Source organism: Shewanella sp. KCT (genome assembly GCF_007636505.1).
GTDB lineage: Bacteria > Pseudomonadota > Gammaproteobacteria > Enterobacterales > Shewanellaceae > Shewanella > Shewanella halotolerans.
This window is the reverse complement of record NZ_LVDJ01000011.1, coordinates 117386-135625: the sequence shown is the minus strand read 5'-3', so window position 1 is coordinate 135625 and position 18240 is coordinate 117386. Positions and strand designations below refer to the sequence as shown.

General features: G+C 55.7%; 11 protein-coding genes. 2 read left to right on the top strand and 9 right to left on the bottom strand.

Translation table 11 applies throughout. The features are described from left to right. Nucleotides 1-139: 139 nt before the first annotated feature. A complete protein-coding gene (locus tag AYI87_RS15970; protein WP_144203717.1) occupies nucleotides 140-868 on the bottom strand; it encodes a TetR/AcrR family transcriptional regulator in 729 nt (242 codons plus the stop codon). 523 nt (nucleotides 869-1391) lie between these two features. Between AYI87_RS15970 and AYI87_RS15965 the strand changes: the two genes are divergently transcribed. After that, the gene (locus AYI87_RS15965; RefSeq protein ID WP_144203716.1) at nucleotides 1392-3101 is read left to right on the top strand and encodes an AMP-binding protein; all 1710 of its coding nucleotides are present in this window, start codon (nucleotides 1392-1394) and stop codon (nucleotides 3099-3101) included. Further along, complete coding sequence (locus AYI87_RS15960) at nucleotides 3098-6382, top strand: carboxyl transferase domain-containing protein (RefSeq protein WP_144203715.1); 3285 nt, start codon at nucleotides 3098-3100, stop codon at nucleotides 6380-6382. The genes AYI87_RS15965 and AYI87_RS15960 overlap by 4 nt, the downstream gene beginning before the upstream one ends. Before the next feature lie 330 nt (nucleotides 6383-6712). On the opposite strand, the gene AYI87_RS15955 is transcribed toward AYI87_RS15960, so the two are convergent. The 8 genes from AYI87_RS15955 to AYI87_RS15920 all read right to left on the bottom strand — a co-directional run bounded on the left by AYI87_RS15955 (nucleotide 6713) and on the right by AYI87_RS15920 (nucleotide 18222). Next, nucleotides 6713-8527, bottom strand: a complete 1815-nt coding sequence (locus tag AYI87_RS15955; RefSeq protein WP_144203714.1) for an acyl-CoA dehydrogenase — start codon at nucleotides 8525-8527, stop codon at nucleotides 6713-6715. Nucleotides 8528-8744: 217 nt separating this feature from the next. After that, the gene (locus AYI87_RS15950) at nucleotides 8745-10676 is read right to left on the bottom strand and encodes a CocE/NonD family hydrolase (protein WP_144203713.1); all 1932 of its coding nucleotides are present in this window, start codon (nucleotides 10674-10676) and stop codon (nucleotides 8745-8747) included. A 229-nt stretch (nucleotides 10677-10905) separates the two neighbouring features. Further along, nucleotides 10906-13392 carry a TonB-dependent receptor gene (locus AYI87_RS15945; protein WP_186300652.1) on the bottom strand — a complete coding sequence of 829 codons (2487 nt, stop codon included), beginning with the start codon at nucleotides 13390-13392 and terminating at the stop codon, nucleotides 10906-10908. A gap of 813 nt (nucleotides 13393-14205) precedes the next feature. Next, nucleotides 14206-15285, bottom strand: a complete 1080-nt coding sequence (gene dinB, locus AYI87_RS15940; RefSeq protein WP_144203711.1) for a DNA polymerase IV — start codon at nucleotides 15283-15285, stop codon at nucleotides 14206-14208. A 210-nt stretch (nucleotides 15286-15495) separates the two neighbouring features. After that, complete coding sequence (bfr, locus tag AYI87_RS15935) at nucleotides 15496-15963, bottom strand: bacterioferritin (RefSeq protein ID WP_144203710.1); 468 nt, start codon at nucleotides 15961-15963, stop codon at nucleotides 15496-15498. Between the two features lie 10 nt (nucleotides 15964-15973). Further along, nucleotides 15974-16447 carry a bacterioferritin gene (bfr, locus tag AYI87_RS15930; RefSeq protein ID WP_144203709.1) on the bottom strand — a complete coding sequence of 158 codons (474 nt, stop codon included), beginning with the start codon at nucleotides 16445-16447 and terminating at the stop codon, nucleotides 15974-15976. Between the two features lie 364 nt (nucleotides 16448-16811). Continuing rightward, nucleotides 16812-17036: a (Na+)-NQR maturation NqrM gene (gene nqrM / locus AYI87_RS15925; protein ID WP_011866671.1), complete on the bottom strand. Its 225-nt coding sequence runs from the start codon at nucleotides 17034-17036 to the stop codon at nucleotides 16812-16814. 169 nt (nucleotides 17037-17205) lie between these two features. Next, nucleotides 17206-18222, bottom strand: a complete 1017-nt coding sequence (locus AYI87_RS15920; RefSeq protein WP_144203708.1) for an FAD:protein FMN transferase — start codon at nucleotides 18220-18222, stop codon at nucleotides 17206-17208. Nucleotides 18223-18240: the final 18 nt, after the last annotated feature.

Below are 18240 nucleotides of genomic sequence, written 5' to 3'. Positions count from 1 at the left end.
CGCGGCCAGTAGATACTTGTTAAAAGGTAAGGCGCGCCATAGGGCGCGCTTTCGTCGTGGAGGGATTTACCCGAGGCTGGCTTTGCACCAAACAAGAAGTGGCGATCACCAAGCTAACTGACGACCGGCCTGGTTCAGACTAGTTACTGTCGGGCTGCAGTCCGCGGAAGAAGATGGCCACCATCTCTTCGTAGGTGCGCTTATAAATCTCGCCGTTAGCCTGTTCGTCGGGCATACAGAGCCAACGCTGCACTATATCGACACGAAGCAGGTCATACATCTCACAGACGAGTTGTGGAGCGATATCGCCGCGTATGAGCCCCAACTCCTGTGCCCACTTGACCCTGTCCACCCGCGGCTGACGATACTCGGGCGGGAACAGCAAATTTTTGCCGGCAGGCACCTGAGACGAATAATAGACTGAAGAAAATAACTCTGTGTGGCGCATGATCATCTGCAACACATGGCGATGGGCAATCACCCACTCCTGAATTTGAGGCAAATTTGGCGGTACTAGCGCCGAGCGAATATCTGTCACGCCTTCGGTATGCAGCGGCCAGAGGTTAACCTGGCGCAACCAGCTCAGCAGCAGCTCCTCCAGCAACTGTGCCTTACTGGGAAAGTAGTTGAAAAAAGTTTTCTGGCTGATATTGGCCCTTGCGGTGATCTCATCGACCATCACCTCCTCGAAGGGCAAGGTCGAAAAAAGCTCCTCGGCGATATCCAGCAGGGTTTGACGCATCTGCTGCTTCTTACGCTCTCTTAGACTCATCTCGGCTCTCTTACCTTCAGTTTTAACGCCAGCCTTATCTTCTGCCATGCCCTCTACCTTCCCCTCAGCCTTACCTTCTGCCATATCGTCCGCCACCTAAAACCTCGCCTTGAGCACGCTTCAAGTGAAAACGCTTTTCTCGAAAACACTTTTCTTAAAAACGCTTTTTTTCGAAAGCACATGAAAAATATCCCGGCATTCTAACTTACTGCCTTGATAAAACGAACTTTAGTTAGCTCGTCGCCAAGCCGGTCTCGCCTCTGAGATGTCACGTCCACACAACCCTAAATGTAAATTAATTTAACAATAAGTCGTAAGTATTAACATCATAATTGACATATTTTTATAGTTACTGTAATTATACATTTGCTGTATAAGTAATGCCTAATGCCGAAATCCACAGATGGCTGCCGACCAAAATCATGGTCTAAACGGCCGCGGGATACGGCGCTTCAGCGTCAACAAGACTATAAGAAATTTCAAGCAGGACAGTTAACGGCTCCGGCTGCAAGGACTGGGTTGACTTGAATCGAAAACGCCAGGTGGTGCCCTAGGGCTAATCACGAGTTAGCACGATATGACCGGTACCGGCCCATAACAACAATAGCGAGGCAGAAACATGAACGAGCAAACCTATCTCCAGCAGGTCAAAGCACTCCAAGCCGCTAGATGGCCCAAAGGCACACCACGGGAGCCCATCTATCCCCATGGCGAAAAGCCGGTCACCGAGTATCTCTCCGCCTGGGCGAGGCTCACCCCTACCAAGGTGGCCATTCAGTTCTACGGCTATGAGCTGACCTACGCCCAGTTGGATGAGATGAGCACCCGCTTTGCTAACGTCCTCAGAGGGCTTGGCGTGGGCCAGGGTGACGGTGTTGCCGTGTTCATGCCCAACTGCCCGCAGTTTCACATCGCCTTTCTCGGCATCTTAAAGTGCGGCGCCGTGCACATGCCGGTGAGCCCACTGTCGAAAGAGATGGAACTTCGCCACCAGCTGGGTGACAGTCAACCTAAGGTCGCCCTAAGCTACGACGCCCTGCTGCCCACCATGCGCCCCGTCTGTCAGGAGCTGGGCATTGAGCACATCATCACCACCAGCTATACCGATGTCAGGCCCCGCGCCATCACCGCCGTGCTGCCTGATCTGTTTGAGATCCCCAAAGCCCCCTTGGCAGATGGCATTATCGATTTCTTCGAGGCGATAGATAACGCCTCTAAGGAAGTGCTGGACTATATCCCGGCGCTGGACGATCTTGCGGCCATCAACTACACCAGCGGCACCACTGGCATGCCCAAGGGCGTGATGCACACCCACCGCAACATGATAGGCACCATGGCCTCTTACTATCCGGTCACCTTTGGTGAGGTCGGCCCCGAAGGCACAGATCTGGTGATGCTCAGCTTCTTGCCGGAGTTCTGGATTGCCGGCGAAGACACAGGCTTACTGCTCCCCCTGTATTCGGGCGCGACTCTGGTGTTGATGGCCCGCTGGGATACCAAGGCCTTTATGGAACTGGTTCACCACCACAAGGTGAATATGACCATCATGCTGATAGACAGCGTGGATGAGATCCTCAACCACCCTCAGCTCCACCAATTCGACCTCACCTCGCTAACCACAGTGCCCTGCATCTCCTTCATCAAGAAACTGAATAGAGACTACCGTCAACGTTGGCGCGAGCTGACCGGCACCACACTGTTCGAGGTGGCCTATGGCATGACTGAGACCCACACCTGCGACACCTTCACTCGCGGCTTCCAGGTAGACGACATGGATCTCTCCTTCGACCCGGCATTCCTTGGCCTGCCCGTCCCCGGCACAGAGATCAAGATCTGTGACTTTGTCACTGGCGAGCTCATGCCCCTGGGCGTGGAAGGCGAGATTCAGATCCGCACCCCAACCCTGCTCACGGGCTACTGGAATAAGCCAGATCTGAACAAAAACCTGTTTGAAGAGGGTGGCTGGTACCGCACCGGCGATCTGGGAATGATCACAGAGGAAGGCTTCTTCCGTTATCTGGGCCGCCGCAAGGAGATGCTCAAGGTCAACGGCATGAGCGTATTCCCCACCGAGGTGGAAAGCATGCTGGGCCAACATCCGGCCATCGCCTCATGCGGCGTCGTCGGTCGCCCCGACGAGCGCAAGGGTCAGGTGCCCGTGGCCTTCGTTACCCTAAAGCCCGGCTGCGATGAGACCGAAGAGTCCCTGCAGGCCTGGTGTGTGAATGCCATGGCCATCTTCAAGGTGCCTGAGATCCGCATCCAAGAGAGATTACCTATGACCGCCACCGGCAAGATCCGTAAGGTGGATCTGGAGAAAAGTTTATGACACGTGTTTTTAATCGGATCCTGATTGCCAATCGAGGTGAAATCGCTATCCGTATCGCACAGACCTGTGCCGATATGGGCATCGACAGCCTGGCAATCTACGCCGAAGACGACAGTCAGTCGCTGCATACCAAGAAGGCTGATCAGGCCGTGACCCTCCAGGGCCGCGGCGTCAAGGCGTACCTGGATATCGAGCAACTGATGGCCGTGGCTAAGGCCCATGGGTGTGATGCCGTGCACCCAGGCTATGGCTTCCTGTCTGAGAACAGCAGCTTCTCGCGTCGCTGTCAGGAAGAAGGGATCTGCTTCATCGGCTCATCGGCCGAGCTCTTAGACCTGCTGGGCAACAAGGCCACCGCCCGGGAAACCGCCCTGCGCTCAGACACACCGCTCACCGGCGGCATCAACAAGCCCTGCAGTCTGGAAGAGGTGCAAGCCTTCTTCACCAGCCTGGGTGATGGCGCTGCCGTGATGATCAAGGCCCTGGCGGGCGGTGGTGGGCGCGGCATGCGTCCCGTCAGCCGCTATGAGGATCTGGCCGAGGCCTATCGTCAGTGCCGCGAGGAGGCAATTATCGCCTTCGGCAGCGGCGAGCTGTATGTGGAGCAACTGGTGCAACACGCCCGTCACATCGAGGTGCAGATCTTGGGTGACGGCACGGGCGCCGCGGTGCATGCCTGGGAGCGCGAGTGCACGCTGCAGCGCCGCAACCAGAAGCTGCTGGAGATCGCCCCCAGCCCGAGCCTAGACGACGCGACGCGCATGCCGATCATCGAGGCGGCATTGCAGCTCGCCAGCGACGTGAAATACCAGGGCCTTGGCACCTTCGAGTTCCTGTTGGACGCAGACGATCACAGCAAGTTCTACTTCATGGAGATCAACCCACGGATCCAGGTGGAGCACACCATCACCGAAGAGATCACCGGCCTGAACCTGGTCAAGTTACAGATACTACTCGCCGCCGGTAAGACGCTGGCGGAGCTGTCGCTGACTGAAGCACCGGTCAAACGCGGCTGCGCCATTCAGGCCCGCATCAACCTGGAGCAGATGTTACCTGACGGCAGCACTAAGCCTGCCTCTGGAGTGATCAAAGCCTACCAGGTACCTAACGGCCATAACGTGCGCGTGGATGACTATCTGTACGCAGGTTACAAGGTCAGCCCCAGCTACGACTCATTGGGCGCCAAGATCATCGCCAAGGGCGAAGACTATGGCGCCGCGCTGAACAAGGTCTACCTCAGCCTCAAGGCCCTGAATATCGACGGGGTGCAGAGCAACAAGGCGCTGCTGATGAACCTGCTGCAGCGTGAAGAGGTGCAGCACAACCGCCTCAGCACCCGCTTCGTCGAGGCGCACATGGCCGAGCTGTTGGCCGATGATGACCACCACGAGCACTTCTTCAACATCGCCAGCGACCAGCAAGAAACGGTGCAGGCGGTGAACATTCCCGCCGGCTGTGAAGGGGTCAAGTCTCCCACCGCAGGCGTGCTGGTGCAGGTCAATATCGAGTCTGGCGACGAGGTATACGCCGGCCAGGAGATCGCCGTCATCGAGGCGATGAAGATGGAGATCCCGGTAAAATCTGAACACGCAGGTATCGTCACCGAGGTGCTAACCGGCAATATCGGCGAGGTGATCGACGAGCATCAGATCCTGGCGGTGATTCAGCCGGGCGAGGTCTCGGTCAGCAGCGGTCAGACCGAGATGGAAATCGATCTCGATTATATCCGCGCTAACCTGGCCGAGTTCTTCGACCGCAGGGACAAGACTTTAGATGAGAGCCGCAGCGAGGCCGTGGCCAAACGCCATCGCGAGGGCAAGCGCACCGCCCGGGAAAACCTTAGCGATCTCCTCGACGAAGGCAGCTTTAACGAATATGGCCAGTTGGCCATCGCCGCCCAGCGGCAGAAGCATGCCATCGACAAGTTGGTGGAGATCAGCCCGGCCGATGGCAAAATCACCGGCATAGGTACAGTCAACGCCGATAGCTTCGGCGATGAAGCCGCGCGCTGCGCCGTGATGTCCTACGACTACACAGTCATGGCGGGCTCACAGGGCCTGGTCAACCACAAGAAGACCGACCGCCTGCTGGAACTCTGTAAGAAGTGGAAACTGCCACTGGTGATCTTCGCCGAGGGGGCCGGTGGGCGCCCCTCGGATACCGACTACCCTGGTGTGGCCTTCCTAAACCTGCACACTTTCTCCTCCCTGGGTGAGTTGTCAGGTTTGGTGCCCACCGTGGGTATCGCCGCCGGTAACTGCTTTGCCGGTAACGCGGCCCTCTACGGCGTGTGCGATCTCACCATCGCCACCCGTCAGGCCAGCATTGGCATGGCGGGGCCTGCGATGATCGAAGGAGGCGGCCTGGGCGTCTATAAACCCGAAGAGGTTGGGCCGCCGTCGGTACTCAGCCCCAACGGGGTGATCGACATCCTGGTAGAGGATGAGGCCGAGGCGGTTGCGGTCACCAAGAAGTATCTCTCCTACTTCCAGGGGGATCTGAGCGAATGGCAAGTGGCGGATCAGCGCAAATTGCGCCACCTGATCCCCGAGAACCGCATGGCCATCTATGACATTCGTGAAGTGATCGACACCCTGTGTGACAAGGACTCGGTATTGGAGCTAAGGCGCGAGTTTGCCAAGAATATGATCACCGCCATGGTGCGTATCGAGGGCAAGGCCTACGGCCTGTACGCCAACGACCCACGCTTCCTCGGCGGCGCCATAGATGCCGATGCCGGCGACAAACTGGCCCGCTTTATCCAGCTGTGTGACGCCCACGACATTCCTATGATCTCCCTGTGCGACACCCCGGGCTTCATGGTGGGCCCTGAGTCGGAAAAACGCGCCACGGTGCGCCATATCTCCCGCCTCTTCGTCCACGGCGCTAACAGCACTGTGCCTCTGTTCGCCCTGGTGCTGCGTAAGGGCTATGGCCTGGGCGTCATGGGGATGACGGGAGGCGGCTTCACCGCACCAGTGTTTACCGCCTCCTGGCCAAGTGGCGAGTTTGGTGCCATGGGCATAGAAGGTGCGGTGCGTATCGCGGCCAAGCGACAACTGGAGGCGATAGCCGACCCAGATGAACGCGAAGCCACCTTCAAGGTCATGGTGGATAAGCTCTACAGCCATGGCAGCGCCATCAATACCGCCAGCTATCTGGAGCTGGATGCGGTGATCGATCCCATGGAATCCCGTGAGTGGATCGTTCGCGGCCTGGCCTGCCTGCCAAAACCCGAGAAGCGCAGCGGCAAGAAACGTAACTGTATCGATACCTGGTAAATCCTAAGGCTGTCAAACAACTCATTTTACCGGTATCAGATAAGCCCAAAGCCAGTCAGTGCGACGCACAGGCTGGCTTTTTTTTATCCCTCTCTCCTGGCACCGGCGTCTTCAATGCCTGCGCCCCCTCCCACTATCACTTCCCACTATCACCTATAAGTTCCCCAGTCAGCACACAACTCGGCGCCGACAGCGGGCTGCCAGGGCAATCTGTGCACTCGAGCAATACCTAGGCGCCAGATAGCAAAATGCCAGTCGATGAGCACACGCAACTGGCATTGTTTGCTATGGATTATCTAAGGCCACGCCATAGACAGCCCTTGAGTAATCCTAGGTCTGAAACCAGGCGTCCTGCATATCGAAGGGCACACTGTTATAACTCTCCAGCAGGGCGATCTGCGGGTCGATCTCAGGCAGTTCCCACTCCAGGTAATAGCGCGCCGCCTGCAGCTTACCTTGGTAGAAGTTGGCGTCATCGACAGACAGAGAGCCCTCTTCGGCCAACTTGGCCGCGGCGATATTAGCCTGTTGTAGCCAGATCCAGCTGGCGGTAATGCGGCCAAACACGTCCAGATACAGAGTGGCGTTGGCCAGGCCCAGATCAGGGTCTTTGGCCAGCATGGGCAACAGCACGGCATTGAGCCTGCTTAGTTTGCCAAGCGCCGCGAGCAGAGAGAGCCCCATCTCGGCCGTCGCCTCTCTTGTGGCGGCCTCGGCGGCTGTGGCTTCCACCGCCTTCACGAACAGCTCATAGGCGGCCATGTTCCCCATAGGCACCTTGCGCCCCAGGATATCCAGGCCATGGATCGCCTCCGTGCCCTCATGGATTGGATTGAGGCGGTTGTCGCGATAATACTGCTCCACCGGATACTCGCGGATATAACCCGAGCCACCGAGCACCTGAATGGCCAGATCGTTGGCCTTTAGGGCGTACTTTGAGGGCCAGGACTTAACGATGGGCGTCAGCAGGTCCAGCAGCATGAAGGCCTGCTGACGGGCCTCTTGAGTATCCGCCGTGTGACTATCTTCAAACAGCGAGCTGGCATACAGACACAGCGCCAGCGAACCTTCCACATAGGCCTTCTGCGCCAGCAGCATGCGGCGCACGTCGGCATGTTGCACGATAGGGATCTGCTTGGACTCAGGATCTTTGTTCGATGGCAGACGTCCCTGGGGACGCTCACGGGCGTATTCTAGGGAGGCATTGAAGCCCTGGTAGCCCAGCACTGCCGCCGTGCTGCCGACGAAGATGCGCGCCTCATTCATCATCTGGAACATGTAGGCGAGCCCCTTGTGAGGCTCGCCGACCAGGTAACCCACGGCGCCGCCCTTCTCGCCAAAAGACAAGACGGTAGAGGTGGTGTTGCGAAAGCCCATCTTATGCAGTAGACCGGCCAGGGCCACATCGTTGCGCTCCCCCTGGGAGCCATCGTCATTGACCAGGAACTTAGGCACGATAAACAGGGAGATCCCCTTGACGCCGGCAGGCGCGCCCTCGATCTTCGCCAGGGTCATATGAATGATATTCTCTGTGATGCTCTGATCGCCACCGGAAATAAACATCTTCTGGCCCGTGATCCGGTAGCTGCCGTCGGCCTGTGGCACTGCCTTGGTGGTGATATCCGCCAGCGCCGAGCCCTGACCCGGCTCTGTCATCGCCATGGTACCGGCGAAGCGGCCCTCCTGCATGGGGGGAATAAATTTGGCCTTCTGCTCATCGCTGCCAAAGCTCTGGATCAGGTTAGCCGCCCCCAGGCTCAGGCAGGGATAGCCGGCGGTGGCGGTATTGGCGGCGCTGAAGTAGGCCATCGCGGCGCGCAGTATGATCTCTGGCAGCTGCATGCCGCCGTCTTCGAAGTCATAGTGGGCGGCCAGAAAGCCTGCATCGGCAAAATGATCCCAGGCCTCCTTGGTTTCCGGGATCATCTGCACCTTCTCACCGTCAAAGGTCGGCTCCTGCTCGTCCCCTTTATGGTTGTGATTGGCAAAGTATTTCTCGGCGATGGTTTTTGCCGTCTCCAGGGTGGCGTCAAACACCTCGCGGCTGTGCTCGCAATAACGGGGGCGCTGCAGTAGTCCTTCTGTGTCCAGGAATTCGTATAGCAGGAAATCCATGTCGCGGGCATTGAGTAGTGGTACTGTCATAAAGAAACTCCATTAACGGCTGCGAAAGTTGGCCTTGTGAACCGCACTCTGGCACAAAGCCCTCACGAGTGAGGGCGCTGTGGCGCGAAGGCAAGCGCTGCCCGGCCGGTATAACCTGGGTATCCTGGCCTGTGCCGATACCCGATATACTCAGTAAAATCTGTGATGAAACGGCGGCATTATCTCCGCCGTGTCATCATCCATTAGGATTAGCACGCTACATCAGTGGCAAGGCGATTTGCGATGCCTTGGCACCACCGACGCTTAAGGAGAGCTGCGCCTCGGGATAAGGCGGCGCCTCCATATTGTCTTTGTCAGCGCCCATGATGGCGACCCGCAGACGATTGCCTTTATTGATGCGATACACCACGGGCATGATGTCGAAGTTGGCTTCGACCACCTCCCCCGGCGTCAGTAGTTGCTCGTCTGCTTTTAAGGCGCGATGCCAAGGGATATCCAGGTTGTTCCAGGGTGCCTTATGCTCCTTGCGCAGAGAAAGCCTCAGATTGCCTTCTGTGATGTAGTTGGAGCGACCATCGGCCTCCACCTCTTCCAGCAGGGCATAGACATCGGCATCCGGCGTGCTGGCCGAGACGAAGAGTTTGACCAGCGGAATGCCGGCGATCACCATATCCTTCTCAAGGGGCAGCGTCGTAAAGGTCAGCGAATGGCCATCATTGGCCGCCATATCCGGATAGTTCACCTGAGTGCCAAAGTTGGAATCCCAGCGAGTTGCCGTTCCTGTGGTGGTCAGATTATTGACCTGATAGGCCAGTAACGCGCTGGCATCAGGCTGCTGAGTCGACAGAACCGGCACCTGAGTAGAAAGCAGGTGATCTGTCACCAAACCGCTCTTGGCGCTGGATTCGCCAAAATAGAAGCTGGTGCGCGGCTTGTTGAGAGGGAACTGGGACAGGGAGATCCACTGCCACTGCTCGCGCATGGTATCCACCTCAGCCACATGAATTTGCGGCTCATCCATCACGCCGTTTTTGATCCCCTTCAACCAGTAATCGAACCAGCGCTGAAACTCGGCGCCATATACCCTATCACGCTCCAGCTTTTCGGCCTGGTTATTAGTAATGTGAGACCAGGGACCAAAGGCCATCTTCTGCGGGCCGTGATAGTTTTCGAAATGCACTAAGGTGTCAGTGGTGTAGGGGTCATGCCAGGAACCGAAATGGTAGATGGCCACACCGGACTCATTGAGGGCCACGTTTATCGCAGAGGGCATATCCTTATACCAATCAAACTCGGGCGCGGTAGCGTCGCGCAGCTTCGCCGCACCAAGTGGCGTTATAGGGTCGAAGTTGGTGGCATGCTCCTTCACGGCGGCCGCCGCCAAAGTGCCATCTGTGTCGGCATCCACCGGCGTGGGCTTACGCTCCTTATCCAGGTATTGGGTGCCCTTGCCCCAACTCTCTAGCAGATCCTGACGCAATATGCCGCCACGACGAACCGCGTCATAGAGGTTAAAATAGCCGTTTTCCGGGGTGATGGCCTTAAGCGCCGGATGCTTGGTGCTGGCGGCCATGTACTGGCTAATTCCCATATAGGAGAGGCCATACATGCCAATGTTGCCGTCGCTGAACGCCTGCTTGGACAACCAGTCGATGACATCATAGGCATCGCGGGTCTCAGGCGCGCTAAATAGGCCCTGATAACGCCCGAAAGAGGCGCCGCCACCGCGCACATTTACACTCACAATCACATAGCCGTGCCTGGCGAGACGCTGCAAGATGGCATCGTCTTCTATATTGGTGACTCCCGGTTCAAACTCCCTGTGGTAGCGCGAATAGGTCCAGAGTACAGGCAGCTTTTCCTGTGTCACCACGCCCTGGTTGGCCGGACGCGAGATATCCGCCGCCAGCCGGGTACCGTCCCGTGTGGTGATATACTCAGAGCTGGTCACCCAGCCGTCGAAACGCTCCTGGGAATAGCCTTTGTAGTGGCCAAAGCTGGACACCTTCTTATGTTCCTTATGAGCCTGTTCGCTCTGCCCAGACTGGTTTGTTGCAGACTCGGCCGCGGCGATTGGCACTATGATTGGCGTGATGATTGGCGTAATAGTAACGCCTGCCGAAATCGTCAACAGGCCGGCGGCCAGCCAGCAAGCGGCGCGCTGTGGTTTTCCCCTAACTTGTTCCATGTCTCATTTCCTATCTGTTATTGATCTTATTGCGCTTACACCAACTTAAGCCATCTCCCCCCAAGGGCTATCCCTTAGCGCAGAGTTATCCCTTAGCACAGAGTTATCCCTTTCTGCCTCGCCTTCGAGGCCTGGCGATGCAGACACATCGCCAGGGAAGGAATAAAAAGCGGCTCCCTGACGACAGTGTGCAGTCTTTAAGTCAGGGACGCCGGGGAAAAGCTTTGCTTTAGTAGTTGTAAGACAGGCTTACTCCAAAGGTTCGCGGCGCGTTATATTCGCTATAGCCACTGTCCAAACCATCCAGGTAGAAGCTGGTACGATAGGTCTTATCGGTCAGGTTGCGCCCCCACAGTGCCACACTCCAATTATCATCGGGACTGAATATTTCCATTCTGGCGTTGACTAAGGTATTGCCTTTTTGCCGATAAATAGGCTCATTAGACACAGACAGCCAGTAGTCATCCTTGAAGGAGGCATCCAATTGCACGAAGCCGTCCAGGTTAGCATTCAGGTTAAAGTGATAACGGGCGATCAGGTTGCCACTGAACTTAGGCGCGTTATTGAGTTCATTGCCTTGAATGTCGATCACTTCACCGAAGATGTTGGTGATGCCGACGTCGGCAGACTCAAACTTGTTGACCCTATCCACCTCGGTATCGAGCAGGCCGATAGCGGCGCGGATCTCTAAGTCCTCGGTCGCCATCCAGCGCAGATCCAGTTCGGCGCCCTGCATGATAACGTCACCCAGGTTACGCAGGCCGTTAAAGACGCCACCGGTTGATTGATCGACCTCCTGAATAGCCGACTGGAAGTCACGGTAGTCGTAGTAGAAGGCCGCGCCGTTGAGCTGAATGCGATAGTCTTCCAGGGTCGACTTGAAGCCCAATTCGACGCCATTGTTGCGCTCCGGCTTGTAGGGGCGGATGGCATTTGGATTGGTCAGGAAGCCACCGAAGAAGCCGCCGGACTTAAAGCTGCTGCCCACACTGGCATACAACAGGGTATCCGGGGTGACCTTCCAGTCGAGGTTAACTTTCCATGACGGGTCACTCTCGTCATAGTGAGACTGATTAGCGCGTGCCAGATCGTAACGGCCGGTTACTGGGTCCCAACCAATGAAGTTGGCGCAGTAGGTGTCGCTGTCTGGGTCTGTGGTATTCAGACCATTTACGGTACAGATCCAGGTACCATCGTTGACAAACACGTCGCCGACATAATCCTTCTTCTCCTGGGTGTAACGCAGATCCACTGTGGTCGACAGGGTATCGCTGATGGCATAGGTGAGCTGGGCGTAGCCTGAGGTCACCTTAGTGTCCTGGGTATAGGCCATGGTGCCGCACCCAGGGAATTGCACCCAGTCGGCATAGACGTTGGCGGCAAAGGAGCAGTTTCTCAGGTCGTCCAGGTTATCCTCGGCATACACCAGACCCAGCATCCAGTTGAAATTGCCACCATAGTTGGACAGCAGGCGCAGCTCCTGGCTCCACGAGCTGGTATCAGAGTCATACTGGGTGACATACATCTCGTTGAGGTCACCACCATTGAGACGGTCATAGTCACGGCTGGCTTGCTCCCAGGCCTCTTGATCCTGACCAGGGCCCATGCCGACAGAGCCGACACCATTGCGATGCTTAAACTGCATCTGGGTGTAGTTAGTGATCGAGGTCAGCGAGTAATCGGAGAAATCCCAGTTCATGTTTAACGACACCGAATGGTAGGTGTCATCGTTGGGGTGCACCCTGGCATCGGCGCCGCTGTATGGGTCGCCATCGGCGCTGGCGCGGTTCATGTTGATACAGCTGGCATCCGGGATACCGGTTTGCAACACGGCGTCACAATAGGCCGGTGTACCATCCTGATTGTAGGGAATATTCATCGATGGCAAGCCGGGGAAGTCCGCCAACGGTCCCTCCCAATAGGCGTTGCTGTCTAATAACCCTGTGACCTCGGGGATCGACGCCTCTGAGGTGTCACGGCCATAGGTATATCTGAGATCTGCCGCAAAATAGTCTGTGGGTTCGAGATGCAATGTAACGCGGGCCTGCTGCTTATCTTTGCCACCCTGGTCGCGATTCAGATAGGTATTGTAGTAGTAACCGTCGCTGGTCTCTGACTGCACGGCGAGGCGCACCGCGGCGATCTCCCCCAGTGGCAGACTAGCGCCGGCGCGGATGTTGAGCGAGTTATAGTTGCCGTAATCCACCGCGACATTGGCTTCCGTAGTCTCAAGCTCTGGTCGCTTAGAGGAGAAAGAGATGGCGCCGCCGGTAGAGTTACGTCCATACAGACCGCCCTGAGGCCCCTTGAGCACCTCTACCCTATCGGTATCGAACATGGCGAAGGCGCTATAGATGCCATAGGGCTGATAGACGTCGTCAACGACCACTGCCGTGTTAGGTGTATTGTTAGTGTTGTAGTCCTGTAGACCCACACCACGGATCACGAAGATGGGGATGCCGCTATCGTCAGAGACGGCGACCTCCATGTTGGGGATAAATTCCGCCAGGGCCGATGCCTGATAGGCACCGAGATCTTCTAGCTCATCGGCTTTAAACGCGGAGATCGCGATGCCGACATCTTGCATACGTTGCACACGTTTCTGCGCCGTCACCTCGATGACTTCAAACGCGCTGGCCTTCTGATCCTGTGATTCTTCTGGCGCCTGCGCTTCTTCAGCAAAAACTTGACCTGAAATGGCCCCAAAAACGGCCATAGCCAAACAACTCAGCTTCATGTTGCTCCGACTTACTGCTGCTCGGGAGCGTAATAAGTGATTAGTTTTAATGTACTTTTCCATCATCCTATCCTTCCTTTATTACGTTTTATATTTATTAGGATGTTGGCGATGTGGAAATCAGCCGCACCTCCCTACCGAGTCCTGCACTAACTGCAATATTTATTGCCACAGCACCTATTCCCCCCGCGGTACATCAGGCCACAAACATAAGCAAAGACTGTTAGAATCGAGTATATGGAGCGAGTTACCAATTTTTAAATTTATTATAATGATTGTGTAACATTCATAATGGTGATGATGAATCATTCATCTGCCCCCATAGCTCCCCTAAAAACCCCTATCCCTTGAAGGGGCTCGTTTTTTAAGCAAACCAGACTCTGCCACACCTGGACAAACCTCATGAAAGAGAGAGGAAAACAGCCCCATGATTGGCCCAAATACCGTGCTCATCGGAGCTGTTACAAAGAGTTAAAGCCAATTCGCGCCAAACCATTGGAAATAAAAAAGGTCAAATCGAAGAGATAGAAGATACAGGTGTAAGCAGGCTTTTGACCCTCGGCGACAGGACGTCGCCGCGGAGCGTATAGGGACATATTCAGATAACATCCGTGTTTAAATGCCAGTTCGGCATCCATGCCTCTCGTTCGCGAGCGCGAAGCTGTGCTTGCACAACCCCCGCCGGACAGGCGTTAGATTGCCATGAAGCGTAAAGCTTCAAAAATCTAACCTGGCGCAATAACCGTCCAAGCTACGAGCCAAATAAGGTTAATAGGGTTAATAGGGTTAACGCTAAAACCCGAGATCCATCTGCGCCCCATGCTCCTCCTCATCCAGCCCAGCCCCCACCGCCTCACTCTCGAGTCCGACCGACACCCCCAGCAGGCGAATACCCCGCCCCGCGCGGCGCTCTAGCGCCTGTTTAAGCAGATCGTAAAACAGCTTCACCGAGACCTCGTCGCTACGCTGCTCTATGGTGGTCTGTTTGAAGTCGTCGAACTTGAGCTTAACCACCTGCTTGTGAATGCGGCGCGACTTGGCGCTGCGACTGATGCGCCCGGACAGCTCCTGGATCAGCTGAGGCATCACCGCCTGACACTGCTCATAGGTGTAGATATCTTTGGCGAGCGTGGTCTCGACACCGACAGACTTACGTTCCCTGTGGGGCGAGATGCCGCGGGGGTCTATCCCCAGCGCCCTGTCATAGAGCACGCCGCCAAACTTACCGAAGCGTTCCATCAGGCTCTGACGGCTACAGGCCTGCACGTCGGCGCAGGTAATTAATCCCATGGTTTCCAGCTTTGCCGCGGTCACCTTACCGACGCCGGGGATCTTAATCAGCGCCAGTGTCTTCACAAACTCGGGGATCATCTGCGGAGTGATCACATACTGGCCGTTGGGCTTATTGAGATCCGAGGCTATCTTGGCCAGAAACTTCACCGGCGCGATGCCGGCAGAGGCCGTGAGCCCTGTCACCTCGAAGATCTCCCGGCGAATCGCCTCGGCGATCAGTGTGGCCGAGCCCTGGTATTGGGTGCAGTCACTGACATCCAGATAGGCTTCATCCAGGGAGAGCGGCTCGATTAATTCTGTGTAGCGGGCAAACACCTCACGGATCTGCGCCGACACCTCCTTGTAGACAGACATGCGGCCGGGCACCAAGATGAGATCCGGGCAGAGCTTGAGGGCATAGGCGGAGGCCATGGCCGAGCGCACGCCAAACTTGCGCGCCTCGTAGTTACAGGTGCTGATGACGCCGCGGCGATCGCTGCGTCCACCCACGGCAATGGGCTTGCCCCTGAGCTCGGGAAAATCACGCATCTCGACCGCCGCAAAGAAGCAGTCCATGTCTACATGAATAATCTTTTTCACCTTAATACCTCCACCGCCAAGAATACTGTACATTTAAACAGTATTCAATCACTTCGCGATGAACGACAGCTATGCGTCAGACGACAGGCAGCAAAAAGCCACCCTAGGGTGGCTTTATCGCTATCTCATGGCACCGAATGGCTAATGCCTTGAGCCTTGTGCCTGGCACCTTACATACAAGGCCTTACCTCTTTCTTATATAACAGTCTCTTACATTTTAGACTGGAGGTAGTTCTGCAGGCCAATCTTGTCGATGAGGCCCAGCTGCTTCTCTAGCCAGTACATGTGATCAGACTCTGTCTCTTCCAGCAAGACCTCTAACAGCTCGCGAGAGACGTAATCTTGCTTATCCTCGCACAGGGCGATGGCTTCACGCAGGTTGGCCGCCACCTGATACTCGTAGTTGAGATCGTTCTGCAGCATCTCCTGGGGATCTTTACCTATGTTCAGCGCCTCGCGGCTAGCCACATCTGGCGTGCCCTCGAGGAACAGAATCCGCTGGACCAGCTTCTTGGCGTGTTCGCGCTCATCGTCAGACTCGTGGGAGATCCGCTCATGCAGTTCGTTAAGCCCCCAGTCTTCATACATCAAGCCGTGGACAAAGTATTGATCCATCGCCGACAACTCACCGGTGAGCAGCTTGTTGAGGGTGTCGATCACTTCCTGATTGCCTTTCATGCTTCTCTCCCTATTCAGATTTCATCTGCGACTGCAGGTAATTTTGAATGCCCGTCATCTTAATCAGATCTTGCTGCGCCTCGATCCAGTCCAGATACTCCTCCTCATCTTCGAGCAGGTCCTCGAGGATCTCGCGGCTCACATAGTCTCGCTCCGTCTCACACAGGGCGATCACGCTGCGCAGCTCGACCAGCTGCTCTTCGAGCATGGTCTTGTCACACTGCAACATCTCTTCCGGGTTCTCACCTATGCGCAGCTTCTCAAGCTGTTGCAGATTAGGCAGGCCTTCGAGAAACAGCACCCGCTCGATCAGCTTGTCGGCATGCTTCATATCTTTGATCGACTTCTTGTAGCACTTCTCATTGAGCTCTTCCAGACCCCAATTTTTGTACATGCGTGCGTGCAAGAAGTACTGGTTGATGGCCGTCAATTCGAAGGTCAGTATCTTGTTTAACTGACGAATGACGTTCGGATGACCCTTCATTTGATCTCCTTAGTAAGATTTGATCTAAATCAATATTTAAGCCTAGAGCAATTTTCTCCCAATTACAAATAAACATTAAGTTTCAATTAGTTATCAAAGAAAATCGTTTTCATTCGCGCTTTGATTACCAAGGCGATTAAAGATAATAAATCCAGAGTGTTAAGGGCGATAATAAGCGCAAGGCGCTAGGGCGGAGATGAGTCTAGGTGAAGACGAGCCAGGGTAGAGAGAAGTCTGGGTAGAGAGAAGTCTGGGTAGAGAGAAGTCTGGGTGGAAAGATGTTTTGGTAAAGAGTGATGAGAAAACAGGGGTAACAAAAAGGCCCCGAATGGGACCTTTAATAATAGCGCATAAAAGGCGCGGGCTAGATGATACGATCTTTGGCCAGCTTCTCGCGACGGGCCTCTTCTTCGGCCATCTTCGCCTTACGCTTATCGCATGGGTCGTCACAGTCACAGGCCTTCTCGATACCCAGGGCACCCAGACCACCGCAGCTGCCGGCAACCGCCTTCTGCTTCACCAGGTAGCCGATAGACATAAGAACGAAAAACAGTAGTAATACCACAAAAGCCGCTAAAAAAGTGCTCATCACTGACTCCAGATACACATAAGTTGGCTGTATCGCTTATGTGTCTAACCATTCGCTAACTAGTTGAATAGCTATTTGGCAAGCTAATCAACCGACATGCAAGACTGCATTCAAAGGTGCGCATTGCCACTATGCTTAGCGGGCCGGCGCACCGATGGACGATATTCTATCACAAACCCACGTAGGGCTTAAAGGCATCGCTATAGTAGACCTTGAAACCTTGCGCTTGCTTCTCGATCAACATGATGGCCAGATGCTCACGCTCGGCCAGCGCCAGCGAGGCCTCTGTGCCCAGCACCATCATGGCGGTGGCATAACCGTCGGCGATCATGCTCTCCTTGGCCAGCACGGTCACCGAGGCAAGCTTGTGGTCGATGGGGTAGCCATTGCGCGGGTCGATAATATGAGTGAAGCGTTGCCCCTCCTCCTCATAGTAGTTGCGATAGTCGCCAGAGGTTGCCATGGCCATATTGCCCGGCTCAATCACCTGCTGCGCCACTCGCTCATCCTCATCGGGCTGCTCTATGGCGATCACCCAAGGGCTGTCGTCCGCCTTAACGCCGAAGAGGCTGATCTCGCCGCCTATCTCCACCAGATAACCTTTAGGCTGATACTTACTCAGCAGCTTGGCCACCTTATCGACCCCAAAGCCTTTGGCGATGGAGGAAAGGTCAACATACAGGGCAGGATTGGTCTTGCTCAGCTTGAGGCCATCGACCTTGAGATACTCGATACCCGTCTTGGCCTTGGTCTCGGCGATCAGCTCGGCGCTTGGCACGCGAGTCGGACGCTTGTCGGGACCGAAGCCCCAGAGGTTTACCAGCGGCCCCAGGGTGATGTCCAGGGCGCCATCTGTCTTGCGATAGAGGTCGATCCCCGTCTGCACTACCTTGGCCGTGTCTGGCGATACCGTCAGGCTAGATTCGAGCGTCATCTGATTGAAGCGCGACAGCTCAGAGTCTTTGCGGTAGGTGGACATCTGATCGTTCACCTGCTCCAGCGCCAGGTCGATCTCCGCCTGCAGCAGCTGCTCGTCGGGCATCTGTTTATCGCCGACAAATTTGATGTGGTAGGTGGTGCCCATGGTCTGTCCAGACATAGCAATCATCTTGACAGGTTGGCTACAGGCCGAAATAAAAAAGGCTAGTCCCGCCAGGACTAACCCCTTGATAAAGGTCTTATACATATTGACCATTGTCCTTAA